The 22839-nt window shown below is 73.2% G+C and carries 18 protein-coding genes; 16 read left to right on the top strand and 2 right to left on the bottom strand.

Features of this window, described 5'->3' with window-relative positions; genetic code table 11:
* Positions 1 to 159: 159 nt before the first annotated feature.
* Both J2X26_RS02650 and J2X26_RS02645 read right to left on the bottom strand, forming a co-directional pair.
* Complete coding sequence (locus J2X26_RS02650) at positions 160 to 1023, bottom strand: hypothetical protein (protein WP_307489591.1); 864 nt, start codon at positions 1021 to 1023, stop codon at positions 160 to 162.
* A gap of 305 nt (positions 1024 to 1328) precedes the next feature.
* The gene (locus J2X26_RS02645) at positions 1329 to 1826 is read right to left on the bottom strand and encodes an inorganic diphosphatase (RefSeq protein ID WP_055916810.1); all 498 of its coding nucleotides are present in this window, start codon (positions 1824 to 1826) and stop codon (positions 1329 to 1331) included.
* A 152-nt stretch (positions 1827 to 1978) separates the two neighbouring features.
* Between J2X26_RS02645 and J2X26_RS02640 the strand changes: the two genes are divergently transcribed.
* The 16 genes from J2X26_RS02640 to J2X26_RS02565 all read left to right on the top strand — a co-directional run bounded on the left by J2X26_RS02640 (position 1979) and on the right by J2X26_RS02565 (position 22748).
* Positions 1979 to 3391: a D-alanyl-D-alanine carboxypeptidase/D-alanyl-D-alanine-endopeptidase gene (locus tag J2X26_RS02640; RefSeq protein ID WP_307490691.1), complete on the top strand. Its 1413-nt coding sequence runs from the start codon at positions 1979 to 1981 to the stop codon at positions 3389 to 3391.
* A 9-nt stretch (positions 3392 to 3400) separates the two neighbouring features.
* Positions 3401 to 4453, top strand: a complete 1053-nt coding sequence (locus J2X26_RS02635; RefSeq protein ID WP_307489588.1) for a zinc-dependent metalloprotease — start codon at positions 3401 to 3403, stop codon at positions 4451 to 4453.
* The gene (tilS, locus tag J2X26_RS02630; RefSeq protein ID WP_307489586.1) at positions 4450 to 5442 is read left to right on the top strand and encodes a tRNA lysidine(34) synthetase TilS; all 993 of its coding nucleotides are present in this window, start codon (positions 4450 to 4452) and stop codon (positions 5440 to 5442) included. The genes J2X26_RS02635 and tilS overlap by 4 nt, the downstream gene beginning before the upstream one ends.
* A gap of 34 nt (positions 5443 to 5476) precedes the next feature.
* Positions 5477 to 6031 (top strand): hypoxanthine phosphoribosyltransferase, encoded by a 555-nt coding sequence (gene hpt, locus J2X26_RS02625; RefSeq protein ID WP_055916816.1) that lies wholly within the window; start codon positions 5477 to 5479, stop codon positions 6029 to 6031.
* A gap of 120 nt (positions 6032 to 6151) precedes the next feature.
* Positions 6152 to 8179: an ATP-dependent zinc metalloprotease FtsH gene (gene ftsH, locus J2X26_RS02620; RefSeq protein WP_307489584.1), complete on the top strand. Its 2028-nt coding sequence runs from the start codon at positions 6152 to 6154 to the stop codon at positions 8177 to 8179.
* A 9-nt stretch (positions 8180 to 8188) separates the two neighbouring features.
* On the top strand, positions 8189 to 8812 hold the full coding sequence (gene folE, locus J2X26_RS02615; RefSeq protein ID WP_307489582.1) for a GTP cyclohydrolase I FolE: 624 nt from the start codon (positions 8189 to 8191) through the stop codon (positions 8810 to 8812).
* 107 nt (positions 8813 to 8919) lie between these two features.
* Positions 8920 to 9783, top strand: a complete 864-nt coding sequence (gene folP / locus J2X26_RS02610; RefSeq protein ID WP_307490690.1) for a dihydropteroate synthase — start codon at positions 8920 to 8922, stop codon at positions 9781 to 9783.
* Between the two features lie 2 nt (positions 9784 to 9785).
* Positions 9786 to 11039 (top strand): 2-amino-4-hydroxy-6-hydroxymethyldihydropteridine diphosphokinase, encoded by a 1254-nt coding sequence (gene folK / locus J2X26_RS02605; protein WP_307490689.1) that lies wholly within the window; start codon positions 9786 to 9788, stop codon positions 11037 to 11039.
* Complete coding sequence (locus J2X26_RS02600) at positions 11039 to 11530, top strand: DUF3180 domain-containing protein (RefSeq protein ID WP_307489580.1); 492 nt, start codon at positions 11039 to 11041, stop codon at positions 11528 to 11530. The genes folK and J2X26_RS02600 overlap by 1 nt, the downstream gene beginning before the upstream one ends.
* Positions 11531 to 11550: 20 nt before the next feature.
* The gene (locus J2X26_RS02595; RefSeq protein ID WP_307489577.1) at positions 11551 to 12060 is read left to right on the top strand and encodes a PH domain-containing protein; all 510 of its coding nucleotides are present in this window, start codon (positions 11551 to 11553) and stop codon (positions 12058 to 12060) included.
* Positions 12057 to 13748 carry a PH domain-containing protein gene (locus J2X26_RS02590; RefSeq protein WP_307489575.1) on the top strand — a complete coding sequence of 564 codons (1692 nt, stop codon included), beginning with the start codon at positions 12057 to 12059 and terminating at the stop codon, positions 13746 to 13748. The genes J2X26_RS02595 and J2X26_RS02590 overlap by 4 nt, the downstream gene beginning before the upstream one ends.
* On the top strand, positions 13745 to 14722 hold the full coding sequence (locus J2X26_RS02585) for a Rossmann-like and DUF2520 domain-containing protein (protein WP_307489573.1): 978 nt from the start codon (positions 13745 to 13747) through the stop codon (positions 14720 to 14722). Before J2X26_RS02590 ends, J2X26_RS02585 begins: the two co-directional genes overlap by 4 nt.
* A complete protein-coding gene (panC, locus tag J2X26_RS02580; protein WP_307489571.1) occupies positions 14719 to 15624 on the top strand; it encodes a pantoate--beta-alanine ligase in 906 nt (301 codons plus the stop codon). Before J2X26_RS02585 ends, panC begins: the two co-directional genes overlap by 4 nt.
* A complete protein-coding gene (gene panD / locus J2X26_RS02575; RefSeq protein ID WP_307489569.1) occupies positions 15621 to 16073 on the top strand; it encodes an aspartate 1-decarboxylase in 453 nt (150 codons plus the stop codon). Before panC ends, panD begins: the two co-directional genes overlap by 4 nt.
* Positions 16070 to 17764 carry an L-aspartate oxidase gene (locus tag J2X26_RS02570; protein ID WP_307489567.1) on the top strand — a complete coding sequence of 565 codons (1695 nt, stop codon included), beginning with the start codon at positions 16070 to 16072 and terminating at the stop codon, positions 17762 to 17764. The genes panD and J2X26_RS02570 overlap by 4 nt, the downstream gene beginning before the upstream one ends.
* 256 nt (positions 17765 to 18020) lie before the next feature.
* Positions 18021 to 22748, top strand: a complete 4728-nt coding sequence (locus tag J2X26_RS02565) for an endo-1,4-beta-xylanase (protein WP_307489565.1) — start codon at positions 18021 to 18023, stop codon at positions 22746 to 22748.
* The last annotated feature ends 91 nt before the right edge of the window (positions 22749 to 22839 follow it).

Here is a 22839-nt window from a genome sequence, read left to right as displayed (position 1 = left end):
CACCCCGGCCCCACGCAACGTCCGCAGATTCGGTCGTCAGGACGCCCGAATCCGCGGACGTCCCACCAGCCTGTTCGTAGCGTCCGCACATTCGGTCGTCAGGACGCCCGAACGTGCGGACGTTCTGGTGCGTCGGGAGCGGTAGCCGCGCAGGGCGGCTCAGCTCCAGCCGGCTCGGCGGAGCGCGCGCTCGATCAGGTCGAGGTGACGCTGCGGATCGAGCCGCAGGCCGAGGCTCGGGACGCGGAGCACCATGTCGCCGGTGAGTGCGATCTCGTTGTGGCGGAGGCTGTCGTCCATCCAGCGATCGGGGCGCAGATGACCGATACCGTCGATCTCCACGACGACGCCCCACCGTCGCCAGCGGACGTCGAGGTACGCGCGCCCGGTCGCTCTCCGGACGACGACCTGCCGCTCGGGCTCGGGCAGTCCCCGTCGTCGGCACATGCGTGCGAAGTCGAGCTCGTTGAGTGAGCGGACACCATCCGCGACGTCCAGCATCACGGCCCGCAGCAGGGACCTGCGCTTGTCCCGCTGCACCCTGTCCAGCACCTCGGAGACGGCGTCGGCACTGGTCAGGCGCTGTTGGACGGGAACGACGAGCAGCAGCGCCGCCTCGCGATCGGATCGGGCCCACAGAGCCGCCTGCACCGTCGCCACCTCCGGTCGGGTGCGGGGAATGCCGGATCGCACGACGTCGTCATCCCTCCAGCGCCGTGTCTCGTGGAGCCGCACTCCGGCGGTCGTCGAGATCGGGTGGGACGACTTCGGCGCGCAGACATGGATCAGCCCGTCGGCAACGCCCTCGAGACCCGCTGCCTGCAGGGCCGTGATGCCGCCCAGGGCCGCGCGGGGATCGCGTCCGGCCGCCTGCGGGGCGCACTCGAGAACGGCGAGCCACCAGTCTGCTCGGTCGCGCGTCTCGGGTGGTCGGACGGCGAGGCTGCGGCGGCCGGCGCGCAGCCAGCGTCCAGCATCGACCTCGGCGCGCAGGTGGGAAGGGGTGACGCCGAGCGCGAGCACCTGTGAGGTGGCGACGAGACCCGCCTGTCGTGCGGCGAGCTGGGCGACGGCTGAGCGTCGACGGGCACGGTCAGGGGTCGACGCCATCCAGCGAGCGTTGCCCGCCCGACCATCCCGAGGGCGGGGCCTGAACCCCTCCGTGGACAGGCCCCGTCATCCGCGAGGCTGTGGAAGGTTCGCAACGTCCGCACCTTCGAGCGTCAGGACAACCGAATCTGCGGACGCTAGCCGGTGGCAAGCACAACGTCCGCACATTCAGGCGTCAGGACGCTCGAATGTGCGGACGTTGTGGGTGGAGCGGGAGGTCAGTGGTTGTAGTAGTTCGTGTCGATGGCTCGCTGGCGGCTGCGTTCGATCTCTGCCTCCGCCTCCGACCGGCCTACCCAGTGGGCGCCCTCGACGGACTTGCCCGGCTCCAGGTCCTTGTAGACCTCGAAGAAGTGCTGGATCTCGAGGCGGTGGAAGTCGGACACGTCGTCGATGTCCTGCCGCCACGCGGCGCGCTGGTCGCCCGTGGGGACGCAGAGCACCTTGTCGTCGCCGCCGGCCTCGTCGCGCATGCGGAACATGCCGAGCGCGCGGGCGCGGATGAGGCAGCCCGGGAACGTCGGCTCCTCCAGGAGCACGAGGGCGTCGAGCGGGTCGCCGTCCTCGCCGAGCGTGCCCTCGATGAACCCGTAGTCGTCGGGGTAGCGGGTCGAGGTGAACAGCATCCGGTCGAGGCGGATGCGCCCCGTGGCGTGGTCCACCTCGTACTTGTTGCGCTGACCCTTCGGGATCTCGATCGTGACGTCGAACTCCACAGTGCTCCTCCGCCCCACGTCCGCGGCCGGCGGTCGCGACACTTGTCGTCATGCGGCGCGCCGAAGTGTCAGGGGCGCCCTTGTCTCGGACAGTAGTCTGACGCACCGCGGGACGGGGCGTCCCACCGGGGAACGAGCGGGGCGGGGTGACGATGACCACAGCGGGGCGAGTCGTCGCCACCAGCGCGCTCGTCCTGGTGCTCGCGGGCGGGGCGTACGTCACGGCGGACGCGTACGACGTCGTCCCGGGCATGGTCACGCTCGAGGAGCTGCCGCCGGAGCCGCTGCCGTTCCCGACGGCCCCCGGCGCGGTCGACCCGGCGGACACCGTCCCCGCGCTGGCGAACCTGGACCCGCAGGCGCCGGTCCCCGCGACGGTGAACGTGCAGGGGCTGGTCGACGGGCTGGTCGCCGACCCGCGCATGGGCGCGAGCGTCGGCGTGGTCGTCGCGGACCAGCTGACGGGGGACGTGCTCGGTGCGCACCTGCCGGAGGACGGCCGCACGCCGGCGTCGACGGCGAAGCTGGTCACGGCCGTCGCAGCCCTGAACGCCCTCGGACCGGACGTGACCTTGCCGACGAGCGTCGTGCGCGGCTCGGGCGCCAGCATCGTGCTGGTCGGCGGCGGAGACATGATGCTCGCGGCGGGTGCCGGTGACCCGACGGCCGTCGTCGGCCATGCCGGGCTGGCCGACCTGGCGGCGCAGGCGGCCAAGGAGCTGCTGCTCGAGGGTGTGACGACGGTGAGCCTCGGTTTCGACGACTCGCTGTTCTCCGGCCCGACGCTGAGTCCCACGTGGAACCCGGCGGACGTTGCGGCGGGGTTCGTCGCGCCCGTGACGGCGCTCGCGGTGGACACCGCGAAGATCCGGCCCGGCGAGTACCCGCCGCGGTACGCGGACCCGTCGCTCGCGGCGGCGAACACGTTCGCGCAGCGGCTGGAGGAGGTCGGGATCGCGGTCGACGGCACGCCGCGACGGACGACGAAGCCCGACGGCGGGCGGGAGATCGGCGTCGTGCGGTCGGCGACGCTCGACGGCATCGTGCACCACTTCCTGGACACGTCGGACAACGCGATCACCGAGGTGGTCAGCCGGCTGGTCGCCATCGACCAGGGCTTGCCGGGGTCGTTCGAGGGCGGGACGACCGCCGTCCTGCACGCGGTCGGCGTCGCGGGTGTCGACACCGCCGGCGCGCACCTCTCGGACGCGTCGGGCCTCGGGGCGGGGTCGGTCCTGCCGCCCGACCTCCTGCTCGGCCTGCTCCGGCTCGCGACGGATCCTGCGCACGGCGTGCTGCGGGACGTCGCGACGGGCATGCCGATCGGGGGACTGACGGGCACGCTGAGCGACCGCTACACGCAGTCGCCGGCCCGCGGGCTGGTCCGGGCGAAGACGGGCAGCCTGCCGCACGTGACCTCGCTCGCCGGGACGGTGCTCGACACCGACCGGCGTCAGCTGGTGTTCGTCGTCCTCGCCGACGCCACCCCCGACGGCGGCCAGTGGGGTCCGCGCGCGGCCATCGACTCGTTCGTCACCGCGTTGTCCGGCTGCGGCTGCGGTTAGTTTGGCCGGGTGGACACCCCCGAAGGACTTGTCGACTGGGAGCTCGCCACCCGGATCGCCGGCCGGCTGGCTGCGCCGGGACCGGTGGCGGACCGCGCGGAGCTGACCGCGCTCGTCGACGAGCTGCGCGACGCCGCCGGCCGCGCGGCCGTGCACGCGTCGGCGATCACCGGCCTCAGCGCGGCGGACGGGACGCCGCCGGAGCAGGTCTCGACGGTGCTGGTGGTCGACCGGCCCCGCTGGGCGCAGGCCAACGCCCAGGTGTTCGCTGCGATGACCGGGCCCCTGGCAGGAGCCGCACCGTCGTCGACGGCCCGCGCTGGCGCCGCGGTGCAGGTCGGCGGGGTGCTGGCGCTCCTGTCCGGCAAGGTGCTCGGTCAGTTCGACCCGTTCACGTCGACCGACGGCCGCGGCCGCCTGCTCCTCGTCGCGCCCAACGTCCTGCACCACGAGCGCCGGCTGAAGGTCAACCCGTCGGACTTCCGCCTCTGGGTGGCGCTGCACGAGCAGACCCACGCGCTGCAGTTCGCGGCGGCGCCGTGGCTCGCGGACCACCTGCGCACGCGCGCCGCCGAGCTGCTGACAGACCTGGCCGCCGACAAGGCGCTGGTCCCGCGGGTGGGGGAGCTGCTGGGGGCGGTGACGCGTGCCGTCACGGGCGGTGCCGACGACGGGGTGGGCGTGCTCGACCTGCTCTCGACGCGGCAGCGGGCGCTCTTCGAGGAGGTCGGCGCGGTGATGGCCCTGCTCGAGGGCCACGCGGACGTCGCGATGGACGAGGTCGGCCCGCGCGTGGTGCCGAGCGTGCGCAAGATCCGCAAGGCGTTCGAGGCGCGACGCGACGAGGCGGCCAGGTCCCGTGGCGTGGACCGGGTGCTGCGCCGGCTGCTCGGCCTCGACACCAAGCTGGCGCAGTACCGCGACGGGGCGGCGTTCGTCCGGGCCGTGCGCAAGGACGTCGGGCTCGACGGGCTGAACGCGGTGTGGACGTCGGCGGACCACCTGCCGCTGCCCGAGGAGATCGCCGACCCCCGGGCGTGGGTGCGACGGGTGCACGGGTGAACGCTCCCGCTCGCGAGGTCGCAGCGGTGCGCTCGGCGGTGACCGCCGCCGTCGCCGACCTGCCGCCGGACGCGCTGGTCCTGGTCGCCTGCTCGGGCGGCCCGGACTCGCTGGCGCTCGCGGCGGGGACGGCGTTCGTCGCGCAGCGGTCCACGCGTGCGGGGACGCCGCGGCGCGCGGAGGCGGTCGTCGTCGACCACGGTCTGCAGGAGGCGTCGGCGCAGGTGGCCGACGACGCCGCGGCGGCCTGTCGAGGCCTCGGGCTGCCTGCGGTGGTGGTCCGCGTGGAGGTCGACGGACGGGGTGAGGCGGCCGCACGGGACGCCAGGTACGCGGCGCTGGACCGCGTCGCCGACGAGCTCGGTGCGGCGGTCGTGCTGCTCGGCCACACGCTCGACGACCAGGCCGAGACCGTGCTGCTGGGGCTCGCGCGGGGGTCGGGCGCCCGGGCGCTGGCCGGCATGCCGGCGACGCGGGGACGGTTCCGACGACCCCTGCTGGGCCTGCGCCGCGCCGACACGCTGGCGGCCTGCGCGGCGCTGCACCTGCAGCCCTGGCACGACCCGACGAACGACGGCTCCCACGCCGACGCGTCGCTGCGCAGCCGGGTCCGCGACGACGCGCTGCCGACGCTGGAACGCGTCCTCGGCCCCGGCGTGGCCGACGCGCTGGCCCGGTCGGCCGCGCAGCTGCGCGACGACGCGGACCTGCTCGACGCGCTCGCGGACGACCTGCTGGCCGCCGCGCGCACGGCCGACGGCCTGGACGTCGAGATCCTCGACAAAGCCCCTCCGGCGCTCCGGACGCGCGCGCTGCGGTCGGCCGCGATCGCCGCCGGGAGCCCGGCCGGAGCGCTGGGCCGGTCGCACGTGCTGGCCGTGGACGCGCTGGTCACCGACTGGCACGGGCAGGGTCCGGTGGCCCTTCCCGGCGGGATCGCGGTCAGCCGCGCGTGTGGCAGGCTTGCACTGAACACGGCCCCCGCGTAGCGCGGTCACGGGCAGACCAAGAGGAGCAACTGCGGTGGACCCTGCGGACATGGGCGACGACCTCGAGCGGGTGCTCCTCTCCGAGGAGCAGCTGCACCAGCGGCTCGACGAGATCGCGGCGCAGATCGACGCCGACTACGAGGGCAAGGACCTGCTCCTGGTGGGCGTGCTCAAGGGCGCGGTCATGGTGATGGCGGACCTCGCGCGCCGCCTGCACTCGTCGGTGCAGATGGACTGGATGGCGGTCTCGTCGTACGGCTCGGGCACCAAGTCCTCCGGCGTCGTGCGGATCCTCAAGGACCTCGACGCGGACCTCACCGGCCGGCACGTGCTCATCGTCGAGGACATCATCGACTCTGGCCTGACCTTGTCGTGGCTGCTGTCGAACCTGCGCTCCCGCGGCCCGGCCACGGTCGAGATCGCGACGATGCTGCGCAAGCCCGAGGCGTCCAAGGTGGACGTCGACGTGCGCTACGTCGGCTTCGACATCCCGAACGAGTTCGTCGTCGGCTACGGCCTGGACTACGCCGAGAAGTACCGGAACCTGCCGTTCGTGGGCACGCTCGCACCGCACGTCTACGGGGCCTGAGCGGCCGTCCTACCGGAGTGCGCCCTCGGTGAACACGGTCCGGATCCCCCAGGAACTCCGTGTAACTTCGAGGCCACCAGTCCCGCGAGCGGAGGTTGAGGGGCTCTGCCCCGATCGCCCATGAACGTCAAGCGACTAGCTCGAGGCCCCATCCTGTGGGTCGTCATCGCCGTGATCCTGCTGTACATCGGCGCGTCCACGCTCGCGGCCCCGAAGATCAGCAAGATCGACACGTCGGACGGCATGACGCTGATCGCCGACGGCAAGGTCGAGCAGGCCAAGATCACCGAGGGCGTCCAGCGTGTCGACCTGACGCTCGCGGAGGACTTCACCAAGGGCGACGACAACCTCGGCAAGCTGGTCCAGTTCAACTACGTCGTGCCGCAGGGCGAGGCGGTCGTCACCGCGATCGCGGACGCGGACCTCGACGAGGGCTACACCTCGGTGGTCCCGCAGACCGCGTGGTGGGCCAGCCTCCTGAGCTTCGTCCTCCCGCTGATCATCATCCTGGGGATCTTCTGGTTCCTGATGTCGAACTCGCAGGGTGGCGGGTCGCGCGTCATGAGCTTCGGCAAGTCGAAGGCCAAGCTGGTCAACAAGGAGTCCCCGCAGGTCACGTTCTCGGACGTCGCGGGTGTCGACGAGGCGGTCGAGGAGCTCCAGGAGATCAAGGAGTTCCTTGCGGAGCCGGCCAAGTTCCAGGCCGTCGGCGCCAAGATCCCCAAGGGCGTCCTGCTGTACGGCCCTCCCGGGACGGGCAAGACGCTGCTGGCCCGCGCGGTCGCCGGTGAGGCGGGCGTGCCGTTCTACTCGATCTCCGGCTCGGACTTCGTCGAGATGTTCGTCGGCGTCGGCGCCAGCCGTGTCCGGGACCTGTTCAACCAGGCCAAGGAGAATGCCCCGGCGATCATCTTCATCGACGAGATCGACGCCGTCGGCCGCCACCGTGGCGCCGGCATGGGCGGCGGGCACGACGAGCGCGAGCAGACCCTCAACCAGATGCTGGTCGAGATGGACGGCTTCGACGTCAACGCGAACGTCATCCTCATCGCGGCCACCAACCGGCCCGACATCCTCGACCCGGCGCTCCTGCGCCCCGGTCGGTTCGACCGCCAGGTCGCCGTGGACCCGCCCGACCTCAAGGGCCGCGAGCGGATCCTCACGGTGCACTCGCAGGGCAAGCCGATGGCGCCGCACGTCGACCTGAACGTCGTCGCCCGCCGGACGCCGGGGTTCACCGGTGCGGACCTGGCCAACGTGCTGAACGAGGCCGCGCTGCTCACCGCGCGCACCGGCCAGGCGACCATCACGGACCACACGCTCGACGAGGCGATCGACCGGGTCATCGCGGGGCCGCAGAAGCGCACGCGGATCATGAACCCCAAGGAGATCAAGATCACCGCGTACCACGAGGGTGGTCACGCCCTGGTGGCGGCCGCTCTCCGGTACACGGACCCGGTCACCAAGGTGACGATCCTGCCGCGCGGCCGGGCCCTCGGGTACACGATGGTCATGCCGACCGAGGACAAGTACTCGACCACCCGCAACGAGCTCCTGGACACGCTGTCCTACGCCATGGGCGGGCGCGTCGCCGAAGAGCTCGTGTTCCACGACCCGACCACGGGCGCCAGCAACGACATCGAGAAGGCGTCGGCGACGGCCCGGAAGATGGTCACGCAGTTCGGGATGAGTGCCCGGCTCGGCGCGATCCAGCTCGGCCAGGCGTCCGGCGAGGTGTTCATGGGCCGCGACATGGGCCACGGGCGGGACTACTCCGAGGACATCGCGGCGTCGATCGACCTCGAGGTGCGCGCCCTCATCGAGCGGGCGCACGACGAGGCCTGGGAGATCCTGGTCGAGTACCGCGACGTCCTCGACGCCCTGGTCCTCGAGCTGCTCGAGAAGGAGACGCTCAACCAGGAGCAGCTGGCCACGATCTTCGCGCCGATCACCAAGCGCCCGCCGCGCCAGGTGTGGCTGTCCAGCGAGCAGCGCGCCGTGTCGGAGCGTCCGCCCGTCATGACCCCCGCGGAGCTGGCGGCCCTGAACGGCCACCCGATCATCCCCGAGGACGAGGCGGCGGAGGCGTTCGGCTTCCCGTCGGACCACATCATCGAGGTCCCGCCGTCGCAGACGCCGGACGCGTAGGCGCCGGGCATGACGCAGGACCAGACGACAGACATCGGGCCGGTGACGTTCACCGGAGCGGCTGTGGGTGAGTACGACCAGGACCGGGTCGAGGCCGCCATCCGCGAGCTGCTCCTCGCGGTGGGGGAGAACCCCGACCGCGAAGGACTGCGGGAGACGCCGGCGCGGGTCGCGCGGGCGTACCGGGAGATCTTCGCGGGCCTCTACCAGGAGCCCGCCGACGTCCTGACCACCACGTTCGACATCGGCCACGAAGAGATGGTGCTGGTCAAGGACATCGAGGTGTACTCCACCTGCGAGCACCACCTGGTGCCGTTCCACGGGGTGGCGCACGTCGGCTACATCCCCGGCACAGACGGTCGCATCACCGGTCTGAGCAAGCTGGCCCGGCTGGTCGACGTGTACGCGCGCCGGCCGCAGGTGCAGGAGCGGCTGACGTCCCAGATCGCCGACGCGCTGGTCACCGAGCTGGAGCCGCGCGGCGTGCTCGTCGTCGTCGAGTGCGAGCACCTGTGCATGTCGATGCGCGGCGTCCGCAAGCCCGGCTCGCGCACGGTGACGTCCGCGGTCCGCGGGCAGATGCGCGACATCGCCACGCGAGCAGAGGCCATGAGCCTCGTGCTCGGTCGCTGATCGACCGCCGCGTCGGCCCCTAGGCTCGCACCGTGACAGGACCCGGTCCCTCCGCCCGTCCGGCCCCGCTGCCCCCGCGGCTGCACGCCCTGCGCCGCACGCTCGTCATGGGCGTCGTCAACGTCACCCCCGACTCGTTCTCGGACGGCGGCCGCTGGTTCACGCCCGGCGCGGCGGTCGCGCACGGCCTGGAGCTCGTCGAGCAGGGCGCGGACCTGCTGGACGTCGGCGGGGAGTCCACCCGGCCGGGCGCCCGCCGGGTGGCCGTCGACGACGAGCTGGCCCGGGTGCTCCCGGTGATCGAGCAGCTCGTGGCGCACGGCGCGACCGTGAGCATCGACACGACTCGCGCGGTGGTCGCGCAGGCCGCCGTCGAGCGTGGCGCCTCGATCATCAACGACGTGTCCGGCGGCCTGGCCGACGACGACATGTACGGGGTCGTGGCCCGGACCGGTGCGGTGTACGTCGCCATGCACTGGCGTGGGCACGCCGACGTGATGGACGACCTCGACGACTACGACGACGTCGTGACCGACGTGCGGCGCGAGCTCGCCGCCCGGGTGGCGGCTCTGCGGGCGGCCGGGGTGCGTGACGAGCAGGTGGTGCTGGACCCCGGTCTGGGCTTCGCGAAGGCGGGGAGCAGCAACTGGCCGCTCCTCGCGCGGCTGCCGGAGCTGGTGGCGGACGGGTTCCCCGTGCTGGTCGGTGCCAGCCGCAAGAGATTCCTCGGTCACCTGCTCGCAGGCCCGGAGGGCGAGCCGGCGCCGCCGCTCGCGCGGGACCGTGCCACGGCTGCGGTGTCCGCGCTGGCGGCTGCCGCGGGAGCCTGGTGCGTGCGGGTGCACGAGGTGGCAGGCTCGGCCGACGCGGTGCGGGTTGCCGCGGCGTGGCAGGGCGCCCACGGGTCGGTCACCGACGACGACGAGCTGGCTGTTGACGAGGACGCGAGAACCGGAGGGAGCACGCGGTGACCATGAACGACGAGAGCCGACAGGACGCGCTGGACACCAGCGGGCGCCGGCTCGACCAGATCAGGCTGTCGGGCATCACGGCGCTGGGCTACCACGGGGTGTACGAGCACGAGCGCCGCGACGGGCAGACGTTCGTCGCGGACGTCGTCGTCCACCTCGACACCCGGCGCGCGGCCGCGCGGGACGACCTGGCGCACACCCTGAACTACGGCGAGCTGGCGGAGCAGGTCGCCGCGGTGCTGTCGGGGGAGCCGGTCGACCTGATCGAGACGGTCGCTGAGCGCATCGCGGCGACCGTCCTCGCGTCCGGCATCGTGCAGGCGGTCGACGTGGCCGTGCACAAGCCGCAGGCGCCCATCCAGGTGCCGTTCGGTGACGTGGTCGTCGCCATCCACCGCGACCGCACCAAGCTCCCGGCGGCGGAGCCGTACGTCCCGCGCGCGGTGGTGGAGGCCGAGCCGGTGTCGCGTCCGGTGCCCACGGCGACGGCGTCGTTCCCCGTCACCCCCGCGCCGGGCGCGCCGGTCGTCGCCTCGGCGGCCTGGTCCGACGCGGTCGCTCCCGCACCGGGTGCGTTCGCCGGTGGCCCCGACAGCCCGTCGGTCGAGCTCGAGCCGGTCCCCGCGGGTGAGGCCCTCGTCGTCGGCGAGCTGGTCACGGACGCGCTCGACCAGGAGCCCGACGGTCCCGTGGAGGTCGTGCTGGCCCTCGGCGCCAACCTCGGGCCGGCGCAGGACACGCTCCGGGAGGCCGTGACGGACCTGGCCCGGACCCCGGGCATCGAGGTGCGCGACGTCTCGGCGCTGGCGCGCACGTCCGCGGTGGGCGGGCCCGAGCAGTCGGACTACCTCAACGCGGTCGTCCTGGCGCGGACGACGCTCGCCCCCCGCGCGCTGCTGCGGGCCACGCAGGCGATCGAGCAGGCGCACGGGCGGGAGCGCCACGAGCGCTGGGGCCCGCGCACGCTGGACATCGACATCGTGCTGTACGGCTCGGTGCTCGCCGTGACCGACGACCTCGAGCTCCCGCACCCGCGGGCCCACGAGCGTGCGTTCGTGCTGCAGCCGTGGGCGCAGGTCGAACCGGACGCGGTGCTGCCCGGGCTCGGCGGGGGACCGGTCGGCGCACTGGCCGCGACCGCACCCGACCGCGACGGCGTCCGCTGGCTGGCGCTCGACTGGCTCACCACCGCCATCCCGGCGGTCAGCGGCGAGACGGGTGCCGTCCCGGCGGGTCCGGAGGCCCAGGACACGTGATGCACCGCACGCGCTGGCAGACGCTGCTGCTGGTCACGGCCGTCGCGGCGGCCGTCACGTGGATCGTGCTGCGCGCCGTCGCCGGCCGCGGTGGGATGCTGCCGACGGTCCCGCCCCTCGTGGTCGCCGTCGAGCTGCTCATCGCCGGGGTCGTGTTCTCCATGGGCTGGGCCGTCCGGCAGTTCCTGCGCGGCAAGCGTCCGCAGCTGAACCCGATCCGGGCGGCACGCACGGCCGTGCTGGCGAAGGCGTCCTGCTACACCGGTGCCCTGCTCGCCGGGTGGTACGGGGGCCAGGTCCTGGCGCTGGTCGGCGACCTCAGCGTGCCGGGGAGCGGGTCGCGCGCGATCGCGGCCGGCATCGCGACGGCCGGTGCCGTGGTGCTCGCCGTCGTCGGTCTCGTCGTCGAGTGGTTCTGCCGGGTGCCCCCGCCCGAGGCCGGGTCCGAGGCCGCGCGCGAGCACCCCGCGGTGGATCCCAGCGCCCCCTGAGCGGGTGGGAGGATGACCCCATGACCTCCGACGCCGTCCCCGGCACCCGTGAGCCGTTCGATCCGACCGACGTCACCTGGACGCCGGTGTCGAGCAGGCTCGTCGGGGCACGGCTGACGGTCACGGCCATCGTGCTCGGACCGGTTCTCGTGCTGCTGGTGCTCATGGCCGTGCTCGTCGGCGACGCCTGGCTCTGGGTGTTCCCGGCGGTCGTGGCGCTGCTCGTCGGGTGGATCGTGTGGCTGGTGCCGCGACAGGTGCGTGCCCTGGCGTACGCGGAGCGCGCCGACGACCTGCTGGTGCGGCGCGGCATCATGTTCCGCTCGCTCGTCGTGGTGCCGTACGGCCGCATGCAGTACGTGGACGTCAACGCGGGGCCGCTCGCGCGCAAGTTCGGGATCGCGTCCGTCCAGCTGCACACGGCGTCGCCCGCCACGAGCGCGTCGATCGACGGCCTCCCGCCGCACGAGGCCGCGCGCCTGCGCGACCGGATGGCCTCCCGCGGCGAGGCGCGGCTGGCGGGGCTGTGACGAGCACGCCCGGCACGCACAGCACGCCTGACGTCGAGACGACGAGCGACGAGGACGTCACCGGCTGGCGCCGGATGCACCCGGTCACCCCGGCGCTCAAGGGCTGGAAGGTCCTGGTCGCGGTGCTGGCCATCGGCTGGTTCCAGGTGGGCGAGAACATCGAGCAGGCCATCGACCTCCTCCACGGGCGAGCGTTCCTCCTGCTCCTCGGCGGCATCCTGCTGATCGGGCTCATCGGCTTCGGGTACTCGGCGGTCGCGTGGCGGGTGACCCGGTTCGCGGTCACCGACGAGGCCGTGCACCTGCGCACCGGCATCCTCTTCCGGCAGCAGCGGCAGGCGCGGCTCGACCGGTTGCAGGCCGTCGATGTGGTGCAGCCCCTGCTGGCGCGGCTGGTCGGTCTGGCCGAGCTCAAGCTCGAGGTGGCCGGCGGCAGCGGGTCCGCGGTGTCGCTCGCGTTCCTGCGCGAGGCGGACGCGGAGGCGCTGCGCGCCGAGCTGCTCGCGCTCGCGGCGGGGCTGCAGCGGCCGGGTGCCGTGGCGGTGCCGCCGCCGGTCGAGGGGGACGTCCCGGAGGTCACCGGGCCGCCCGCGGCCCCCGTGCCGTTCGAGGTCGCGCCCGAGCGTCAGGTCTACGAGCTGCCGATGGGCCGGCTGGTCAGCGCGACCCTGCGGTCCGGCGCCGTGCCCGTGATGCTCCTGGTGGTCGCGGGCGCGATCACGCTGGCCATCGTGTCCCGGGACATCAGCGCCGCGTTCGTGCTGCTCGCACCCCTGTTCGCCGGTGTCACCTTCGTGTGGAGCCGGATCAACCAGGGCGCCAACTTCCGCGCCGCCATCTCGCCCGACGGCATCCGGCTGCGCCACGGACTCACGGAGTCGCGCGCGCAGACCGTGCCGCCCGGCCGGGTCCAGGCCATCCGGCTGCGGCAGGGACCGCTGTGGCGCGGGCCGGACTGGTGGCGCGTCGAGATCAACGTCGCCGGCTACGGCCAGGGCGACCAGCAGCAGCGGGACACCGTGCTGCACCCGGTGGCCACGCGCGGCGAGGCGATGACCGCGCTCTGGCTGGTGCTGCCGGACCTGGGCGTGCAGGACCCGGCCGCGCTCGTCGAGGCGGCTCTCGTCGGTCTGGACGACGACGGCGGGTTCACCGCGGCCCCGCGCCGCGCGCGCTGGGTGGACCCCGTGGGCTGGCGACGGCACGGGGTGCGGGTGACCGAGCGGGCGCTGGTGACCAGGTCGGGCCGGATCTGGCGCAGCGTCGACGTGGTGCCGCACGAGCGCACCCAGTCCCTCGGGCTCGAGCAGGGACCGATCCAGCGTCGGCTCGGGCTGGCGTCGTTCGTCCTGCACTCCACCCCCGGCCCGGTCGCCCCGCGCGTCAACCACCTCGATGCGGGTGTCGCCGCGGCGCTGCTCGACGAGCAGTCCGAACGCGCCCGGACCGCCCGCGCGTCCGCGACGCCGGAGCAGTGGATGCGCGCGGTCGGCGCCCCGACCCGGGAGGTCCCGGACGCGGCGCCGACGACGGGCCTCGAGCCGACGACGACGCCGGGGCTCGCGACGACGCCGGGGCTCGCGACGACGCCAACCGTCGCGACGACACCGGGCATCGGGACGACGGCGGACCAGCCGACCGAGCCGCCCGGACCCGCGGCCCCGCCCGCCGTCGGAGCGGGCGCGTGACCCCACCGGACCCGGCGACCCGCCCGGGCCGGCTGGGCGTGGGCGTCGTCGGCTCGGGCCGGGTCGGCGCGGTGCTCGGCAGCGCGCTGCGGGGTGCGGGCCACCCGGTGGTGGCGGTCTCGGCGATCTCGGAGGCGTCCCGCGAGCGTGCGGCGACCCTGCTGCCGGGCGTGCCGGTGCTGGACATCCCCGAGGTGGTCCGCCGCTCCGAGCTGGTCCTCCTCACGGTCCCCGACGACGCGCTGGCGGACCTGGTGCGCGGCCTGGCGGACGTGGGCGCGTGGCAGGTGGGCCAGATCGTCGTGCACACATCGGGCCGGTTCGGGGTGGACGTGCTGGCGCCGGCGCGTGCGGCGGGGGTCATCCCGCTGGCGCTGCACCCGGCGATGACGTTCACGGGCACGTCGCTGGACCTCGCGCGGCTGGTCGGCTGCTCGTTCGCGGTCACGGCCCCGTCGCCGGTGCTGCCCATCGGCCAGGCCCTCGTCGTGGAGATCGGCGGCGAGCCGGTGGTGCTGGCGGAGGAGGCGCGCGGTCTCTACCACGCGGCCCTGGCGCACGGCGCGAACCACCTGGTGGTCCTCGTCGCGCAGGCCGCGCAGGCGCTGGCGGCGGCCGGCGTCAGTGACCCGGGCCGCATGCTCGGCCCGCTGCTCGAGGCGGCGCTGGACGGCGCGCTGCGCGCGGAGGGCACGGACGGGCCGGGGGCGATCACCGCGCTCACGGGTCCGGTGCGCCGCGGTGACGCGGGGACGGTCCGCGAGCACGGTGTGGCGCTCACCACGTTCGCGGCGGCCACGGGGGCGGTCGACGTCGTCGCGGGATACCGTGCCCTGGCGCGCTCGGCGACCGGGCGGGCGCTCGCGGCGGGCCTGATCTCACCGGCTGCCGCGCAGGAGCTTCTGGACGGCATCAACGAGGATGCCGGTGCGTTGCAGGTGGAGGACGGGCCGGACCCGCAGGAGGACGAATGACCACGCAGACCACGACGCCGACCCTCGTGCACACGCGCGAGGCGCTGGCGGCGGCGCTCGCCGTGCAGGACGTGCAGGCCGTGCCGCGCACCGAGGGGTACGCGGGGACCGCGCACTCCGCCCGCCCGCACCGGCGGGCGGTCGTGATGACCATGGGTGCCCTGCACGCCGGCCACCTCTCGCTGGTCGCGCGCGCACGGGAGCTGGCGGACGCCGTCGTCGTGACGATCTTCGTCAACCCGCTGCAGTTCGCGCCGTCCGAGGACCTCGCCCGGTACCCGCGTGACCTGCAGCGCGACCTCGCGCTGCTGTCCGGTCCGGGGCTGCTGGGTCCCGACGACATCGTCTTCGCCCCCGGTCCCGAGGTCGTGTACCCGGACGGCGACCCGATCGTGCGCGTGAGCGCGGGGGACATCGGGGACGTGCTCGAGGGGGTCAGCCGGCCGGGTCACCTGGACGGCGTCCTCACGGTCGTGCTCAAGCTCCTGCACCTGACGCGTCCGGAGGTCGCGCTGTTCGGTGCCAAGGACGCGCAGCAGCTGGCCGCGGTGCGCCGGATGGTCCGCGACCTCGACGTGCCGGTCACGGTCGAGGCCGCGCCGATCATCCGCGACGACGACGGGATCGCCCTGTCCAGCCGGAACGCCTACCTGAGCGCCGACGAGCGGCGCCAGGCCCTCGGGCTCTCCCGGGCGCTGCGAGCCCGGGGCAGTGCGGACCAGATCCGCGGGAGCGCGCGGGCTGCGCTCGCGGGGACCGACGTCGACTACGTCGCGCTGGTGGACCCGGTGACGTTCGCCGAGGTGCCCGCGGAGTTCGTCGGCGAGGCCCTGCTGCTGGTCGCGGCGACCGTCGGGACGACACGGCTCATCGACAACGCGATCGTGGAGGTGGGCGCGTGACGTCTCTGGTGCGCACGATGATGACCGGCAAGATCCATCGCGCCACCGTGACCCAGGCGGACCTGCACTACGTCGGGTCGATCACCGTCGACGCGGACCTGCTCGCCGCGGCGGACGTGCTGCCGGGCCAGCAGGTGGACGTCGTCGACGTCACCAACGGCGCCCGGCTGACCACGTACGCCATCGCGGGCGAGCCGGGGTCGGGGCAGGTCTGCATCAACGGCGCCGCCGCGCACCTGGTGCACCCGGGCGACGTCGTCATCCTCATCGCGTACGGGCAGCTGTCGGACGCCGAGTCCCGCACCTACGAGCCGCATGTCGTCCTGGTGGACGACGCCAACCGGATCGTGTCGGTCGGGGACGACCCCGGACAGGTCCCGGACGACTGGTCAGGGTTGCAGCCGAGCGGGCTGCCGTTCGCCGAGGGCCGCGCGACGGTCGCTCGGTGACCCGCCTCGCCACCCGGCTGGCGGCCCCGGAACCGGGCTGGACCGTCGAGGCCGACGCGGTCGTCGTCGGCTCCGGCATCGCGGGCCTGACCGCGGCGCTCGAGCTGCGCACCCGGGTGCCCCGCGTCCTGCTGGTCACCAAGGACATCCTCGCGTCGGGGTCGACCGTGTGGGCGCAGGGCGGCATCGCGGCCGCGCTGGACCCGTCCGACTCGCCAGCCGCGCACCTGCAGGACACCCTGGTCGCCGGCGCCGGTCTGTGTGACCCGCGGGCGGTCGAGGTGCTGGTCACCGAGGGCCCGCGGCGCGTCCGCGAGCTCGTCGCGCGCGGTGCCGTGTTCGACACGACCGCAGACGGCAGCATCTCGCTGACGCGCGAGGGTGGGCACCATGCGGACCGCATCGCGCACGCGGGCGGCGACGCGACGGGGGCGGAGATCTCCCGCGCGCTCGTCGCGCAGATCGAGGCCGTGCGCGACGACCCGGGCATCGAGGTCATCGAGCACGCGCTCGTCCTCGACGTGCTCACGGGTCCGCCCGGACCGGACGGCAGGCCCGGGCGCGCCTGCGGCGTGACGCTGCACGTGATCGGCGAGGGGCAGCGCGACGGCGTCGGCGCGGCCCTGGGCCGCGCGGTCGTGCTGGCCACCGGTGGCATCGGCCAGGTGTACCGCTCGTCCACCAACCCCGCGCAGGCGACCGGCGACGGGATCGCTGCGGCCCTGCGCGCCGGGGCGGTGCTGGGCGACGTCGAGTTCGTGCAGTTCCACCCGACCGTGCTCTGGCTCGGCTCGGGCGTGAAGGGGCAGCTGACCCTGGTGTCCGAGGCGGTGCGCGGCGAGGGTGCGCTGCTGCTGGACACGGACGGCGTGCGGTTCATGCCCGACGTGCACCCGATGGCCGAGCTCGCCCCCCGGGACGTCGTCGCGCACGCGATCGTCCGGCGGATGACGCAGACCGGGGCCGACCACGTCTGGCTCGACGCCCGGCACCTCGGCGACGAGTTCCTGCGCTCGCGCTTCCCCACGATCAACGAGCGTCTGCTCGAGCACGGCATCGACATGACCACCGACCTGGTCCCCGTCGCCCCCGCGCAGCACTACCACTCGGGCGGCGTCGTCACGGACCTCGTCGGCCGCACCAGCCTGCCCGGCTTGTACGCGGTGGGGGAGACCGCCTGCACCGGGGTGCACGGCGCCAACCGCCTCGCGTCGAACTCCCTGCTCGAAGGCCTGGTGTTCGCCACCCGCGCGGCCCGGCACATCGCCGCGCAGGTGAAGCAGGGTGCGTTGCGTCCGCTCGAGCCGGTCGCGCGACCGGGCGACGAGGCCCTGGTCGCGGCCGCGTCCCGCGCCCGGGTGCAGCGGATCGCGTCCGACGGCCCCGGCCCGCTGCGCTCCGGCGACGGCCTGCGCCGAGCTGTGGCCGCGCTCGAGGCGGTCCCGACCGACGCGCACCTGCGCACCGACGAGGGCCGCCGCCTGGCAGCCCCGCAGGTCGCCGAGTGGGAGACGACGAACGTGCACCAGGTGGCGACCGTGCTGACCGCCGCGGCGCTGGAGCGCGAGGAGAGCCGCGGTGGGCATGCGCGCAGCGACTTCCCGGCGACGGACCCGTCGTGGCGGGTTCGCCTGGAGCTCTCGCTGGACGCCAAGGGCGACCTCGTCTCGCGTCGCGCGCCGCTGACCTGAGCCCGACCGGTCGACGGTTGTCCGGCGCGGCGAGCCAGGTAGGGCACGCGGCGGTCCTCACTCGCCTGAGTGAATTCCGACACTATCGGCATAACGATCGATACCGATAGATAGTTTCGATACCTCCAGCACTGGTCTCCTGTGCGCGCGCTGCTTACCCTCTGCAAAGGATCGCCTGAAACAGGGCATACGTCTGCGCAAAGGAGCGTCGATGAGATACGCACGATCGCCACGGAACCGTTTCGAAACTATCGGTGTGGCACTCGCCACCGCCCTCGCTGTTGCTGCGGTCCCGGCCGCTGTGTTGACCACCGGCTCTGCAGCTCTCGCCGCCGACACCACCCTCGTGTCCACGGACTTCGCCGACGGCACCCTCGGCGGCTGGACCCAGAGCGGCGGCCCGACGCTGTCGTTCGTCGACGTCGACGGCAACCAGGCCCTGCAGGTGGCCAACCGCACGGAGGACTTCGACGGCATCCAGACGCCCGCCGGTCTCTTCGCGGACGTCGAGCCTGGCACGGTCCTCACGCTGTCGATGCGTGCCCGGCTGGCTCCGGAGACCGTCGGCTCGGCCGGGGTGCGCCTCGTCGTGAAGCCCGCCTACGGGTGGGTGGGGAACACGACCATGACAGCCGACGCCTGGAGCACGGTGACCGGCACGTACACGGTGCCGGCCGACGCGGACCCCGCCGCGCTGCAGGTCTACGTCGGCACCGGTGCTCTGACCGGCCCGTACACGTACCTCGTCGACGACATCGTCATCACCGCACCCGCCGCGGCGCCGACCGACGAGACGCTGGTGTCCACCGACTTCACGGACGGCACCTACAGCGACTGGGCGGCCAGCGGCGGCGCGACGCTGTCGGTGGTCGACGTCGAGGGCAACCCCGCGCTGCAGGTGGCCAACCGCACCGAGGACTTCGACGGCATCCAGACCGCGCCCGGACTGTTCGCCGACGTCGAGCCCGGGACCGAGCTGACCCTGTCGATGCGGGCGCGGCTCGCTCCGGAGACGGTCGGCTCGGCCGGGGTGCGTCTCGTCGTGAAGCCCGCCTACGCCTGGGTGGGCAACACCACGATGACCGCCGACGCGTGGAGCACGGTGACCGGGACCTACACGGTGCCCTCCGACGCCGATCCCGCGACGCTGCAGGTCTACATCGGAACGGGTGCGCTCGACGGCCCGTACACGTACCTGGTCGACGACCTCACGATCACGGCCCCGGCCGGCGAGGAGCCGGAGACCCCGGACGTCCTGCCGGGCGGCGCCCTCAACCCGACCACCACCCCGGTGAGCGCGGCGCAGGGCACGGGCAACCGGTCCGCTCTCACGTTCGACGACGGCCCCAACGGCGCCGACACCACCGAGCTGCTCGACTTCCTCGCCGAGAAGGACATCCACGCGACGTTCTGCGTCATCGGCCAGAACATCCAGGCCACCGGAGGCGCCGACATCCTGAAGCGGATCGTCGCCGACGGTCACACGCTCTGCAACCACGGCACGTCCTACGACGTGCTCGACGGCACGCAGGCGGAGGTCGAGGAGGACCTGGCCGACAACCTGACGATCATCCGGACCGCCCTGGGCAACCCGTCGGCGCAGGTGCCGTTCTTCCGCGCCGCCAACGGCGTCTGGACGACCGCCAACCAGAACGCGGCCGTCGCGCTCGGCATGCAGCCGCTCGCGGTGATCAACACGATCGCCGACTGGGAGACCCAGGACGAGGCCACCCTCACCACGCGGTTGCGCACGGCCATGAAGTCCGGCGAGGTCGTCCTCATGCACGACGGTGGCGGCTCGCGGGCCGGCACCGTCGCGGCGGCGAAGACCGTCATCCAGGAGCGCCTCGACGAGGGCTGGACGTTCACCCTGCCCGCCGTGACGCTGGCCCCGAGCCAGCCGCCAGGCACCGCGGTGATCAGCGCCGACTTCGAGGACGGTCTGCAGGGCTGGGTCCCTCGGGCGACCGACACCGGCCAGGGCACGCTGGCCGTCACCGCCGAGCTCGCCCACGGCGGCGCGCAGTCGGCGCTGCTGACCGAGCGGACCTCGCAGGGTCACGGCATCGGCTTCGACGCCACCGGTGTGCTCATCCCGGGTACCAGCTACGAGTACTCGGCGTGGGTGCGGTTCGCGCCGGGCCAGACGGCGGGGGACATCTGGCTGAGCCTGGCTCGCACGGTCGGCGCCAGCACGTCGTACGACACGCTCAAGCAGTTCACGGGCATCTCGAACGGCGAGTGGGTGCAGGTCACCGGCACGTTCCAGATGGCCGCGGCCGACTCGGCGCTGCTGTACTTCGAGACGCCGTGGGAGAACGGCGACCCCGGCAACACGTCCGACTTCCTGGTCGACGACATCGTGGTCAAGGTCCAGGACCCGCTGCAGGTGCAGGACCTGACGCCCATCAAGGACACGGTCGACTTCCCGGTCGGCGTGGCGATCGACAGCCGCGAGCAGACCGGGGCGCAGTCGGAGCTCCTGCTCCGGCACTTCGACCAGGTCACCTCCGAGAACTACATGAAGCCGGAGGCCTGGTACGACGCGGAGAAGAACTTCACGCCGCATCCCGAGGCCGACGCGATCATGCAGTACGCGCAGGACAACGGGATCGCCGTGTACGGGCACACGCTCGCCTGGCACAGCCAGACGCCCGCGTGGTTCTTCCAGGACGAGGCGGGCGCTCCCCTCACGACGAGCGAGGCCGACCAGCAGATCCTCAAGGACCGGCTGCGGACGCACATCCACGCCGTCGCCGAGTACCTGAGCGCCACCTACGGCGAGTTCGGCAGCGACACCAACCCGCTGGTCGCGTTCGACGTGGTCAACGAGGTGGTCAGCGACAGCGGTGAGTTCGCCGACGGACTGCGGCGCAGCGAGTGGTACCGGATCCTGGGCGAGGAGTTCATCGACCTGGCGTTCCAGTACGCGGACGAGTCGTTCAACGACGAGTTCGCGGCCGCCGGTTCCGACCGTCCGATCACCCTGTTCATCAACGACTACAACACCGAGCAGGGCGGCAAGCAGGTCCGGCTGCACGCGCTCGTCGAGCGCCTGCTCTCCCGCGGTGTGCCCGTCGACGGCGTGGGCCACCAGTTCCACGTGAGCCTCGCGATGCCGGTGTCCGCGCTGGAGGCGGCCATCACGGCGTTCGAGGACCTCCCCGTCGTGCAGGCGGTCACCGAGCTCGACGTCACCACCGGCACACCGGTGACCGACGGCAAGCTCATCGAGCAGGGCTACTACTACCGCGACGCGTTCCGGATCTTCCGGGCGCACTCCGAGGACCTGTTCTCGGTCACGGTGTGGGGCCTCACCGACGGCCGCAGTTGGCGCAGCGACTCCGGCGCACCGCTCGTCTTCGACGACCTGCTCCAGGCCAAGCCGGCCTACTTCGGGATCGTCGACGACGAGCTGCCGGCCCGGCAGCGCACGGCGAACGTCTTCGCCGAGGACGTGCCGCTGGACGACGCCACGTCGGACGTCCGGTGGTCGCAGCTGCCGCTGAACGTCATCGACGACTCGACCGCCTTCCAGCTCCGCTGGGCGCCCGACAACCTGACGGCGTACGTCACGGTGGACGACGCGTCCGTGCAGGCGACCGACGCGATCGAGATCGCCTACGCGGGCCAGACGGTCACGTTCGGTCGCGACGGCTCGGGCGACGTCGACGGCGTCGTCACAGAGCGCGACGGCGGCTACGAGGCCGTCGTGAAGCTCCCGCTCGCCACCCCGGTGGCGGAGGGCGGCACGCTGCCGTTCGACCTCCGGGTGACGGACGGGGCCGAGACGGTCGCGTGGAACACGCCGGGTGCCACGGGCACGCTCACGCTCATCGAGCCGCTCTCGTACGCCGAGGTGGGTGCCGTCCCGACGGCGCCCGCGATCGACGGCGAGGAGGACGCCTCCTGGGCCGACGCCACCACCGTCCGGACCGACAAGCAGACCAACGGCACCGGCGGCGCGACCGCGGAGGTCCGCACCCTCTGGAAGGACAACACGCTGTTCGTGCTCGCGGAGGTCACCGACCCCGTCGTGGACGTCACGGGCTCCGACCCGTGGATCCAGGACTCCGTCGAGATCTACGTGGACCCGGGCAACTACAAGAACGGCTCCTACCGGTACGACGACACCCAGATCCGGATCAGCGCGACCAACGTGGTCTCGTTCGGCACCGGCGACGAGGCGTTCCAGCAGAACCGACTGGTCAGCGCCACCCGCCTCACCGACACCGGGTACGTCGTCGAGGCGTCGATCAGCCTCCTCGAGGACGGCGGCGCCGGCTCCTTCCAGGGCGTCGACTTCCAGGTGAACGACGCCAGCGGTGGCGCGCGCACGTCGATCCACAACTGGGCCGACCCGACCGGCGCCGGCTACCAGAGCACCGCCCGCTGGGGTGTCCTGCAGCTGGTCGAGGCGGACGCCCCGTCGTCGACCACCACGCTGACGGCAGCCCCGTCGAGCCAGGTGTTCGGCTCGTCGTCGCGGATCACGCTCACCGCGACGGTCACGGCCGACGTCCCCGTGTCGGGGCCGGTCGAGTTCGTCGCCGGTGACACCGTGCTCGGCACGGCGACCCTGCGGGGCGGCACGGCGACCCTGCGGCTGCCGGCGTCCACGCCCGCCGGCAGCTACGACGTCGTCGCCCGGTACGCCGGTGACGACACCGTGTCCGGCTCGGAGTCGGCGGTGGTGACGGTGGTCGTGGAGAAGGTGACCACGACGACCGGCCTCACGGTCACGCCGGGGTTCCTCTTCGTCCCGTCGTTCGCCGTGGCCACGGTCGCGACGAACAACGGGAAGATCCCGTCGGGCACGATCGAGATCCGGGAGGGCACCAAGGTGGTCAAGCGGCTCAGCGTGGTGCTCGGCATCGCGATCGGGACCGTCCCGTCGGGCAAGCACACGTACACGGCGACGTTCGTCCCGAACGACACCGCCAACGTGAGCCCGAGCACGAGCGCACCGGTCAAGACGCGCTGACGGGCCAGGGGTCGGCGTCGTGCCGTCCCGCCGAGGTCGTCCCGTGAGCACCGCACGCCGTCCCGGGGAGGGGGTCTCCCCGGGACGGCGT

This window comes from Cellulomonas humilata, from assembly GCF_030814415.1.
Taxonomy (GTDB): Bacteria; Actinomycetota; Actinomycetes; order Actinomycetales; family Cellulomonadaceae; genus Cellulomonas; species Cellulomonas humilata_A.
This window is presented reverse-complemented; position numbering and strand designations above follow the sequence as displayed.

Excerpts from the sequence above, each read along its gene's own strand:
- J2X26_RS02640 (WP_307490691.1), top strand. The coding sequence starts at position 1,979 with ATGACCACAGCGGGGCGAGTCGTCGCCACCAGCGCGCTCGTCCTGGTG.
- ftsH (WP_307489584.1), top strand. The coding sequence starts at position 6,152 with ATGAACGTCAAGCGACTAGCTCGAGGCCCCATCCTGTGGGTCGTCATC.
- folE (WP_307489582.1), top strand. The coding sequence starts at position 8,189 with ATGACGCAGGACCAGACGACAGACATCGGGCCGGTGACGTTCACCGGA.
- folP (WP_307490690.1), top strand. The coding sequence starts at position 8,920 with ATGGGCGTCGTCAACGTCACCCCCGACTCGTTCTCGGACGGCGGCCGC.
- folK (WP_307490689.1), top strand. The coding sequence starts at position 9,786 with ATGAACGACGAGAGCCGACAGGACGCGCTGGACACCAGCGGGCGCCGG.
- J2X26_RS02600 (WP_307489580.1), top strand. The coding sequence starts at position 11,039 with ATGCACCGCACGCGCTGGCAGACGCTGCTGCTGGTCACGGCCGTCGCG.
- J2X26_RS02595 (WP_307489577.1), top strand. The coding sequence starts at position 11,551 with ATGACCTCCGACGCCGTCCCCGGCACCCGTGAGCCGTTCGATCCGACC.
- panC (WP_307489571.1), top strand. The coding sequence starts at position 14,719 with ATGACCACGCAGACCACGACGCCGACCCTCGTGCACACGCGCGAGGCG.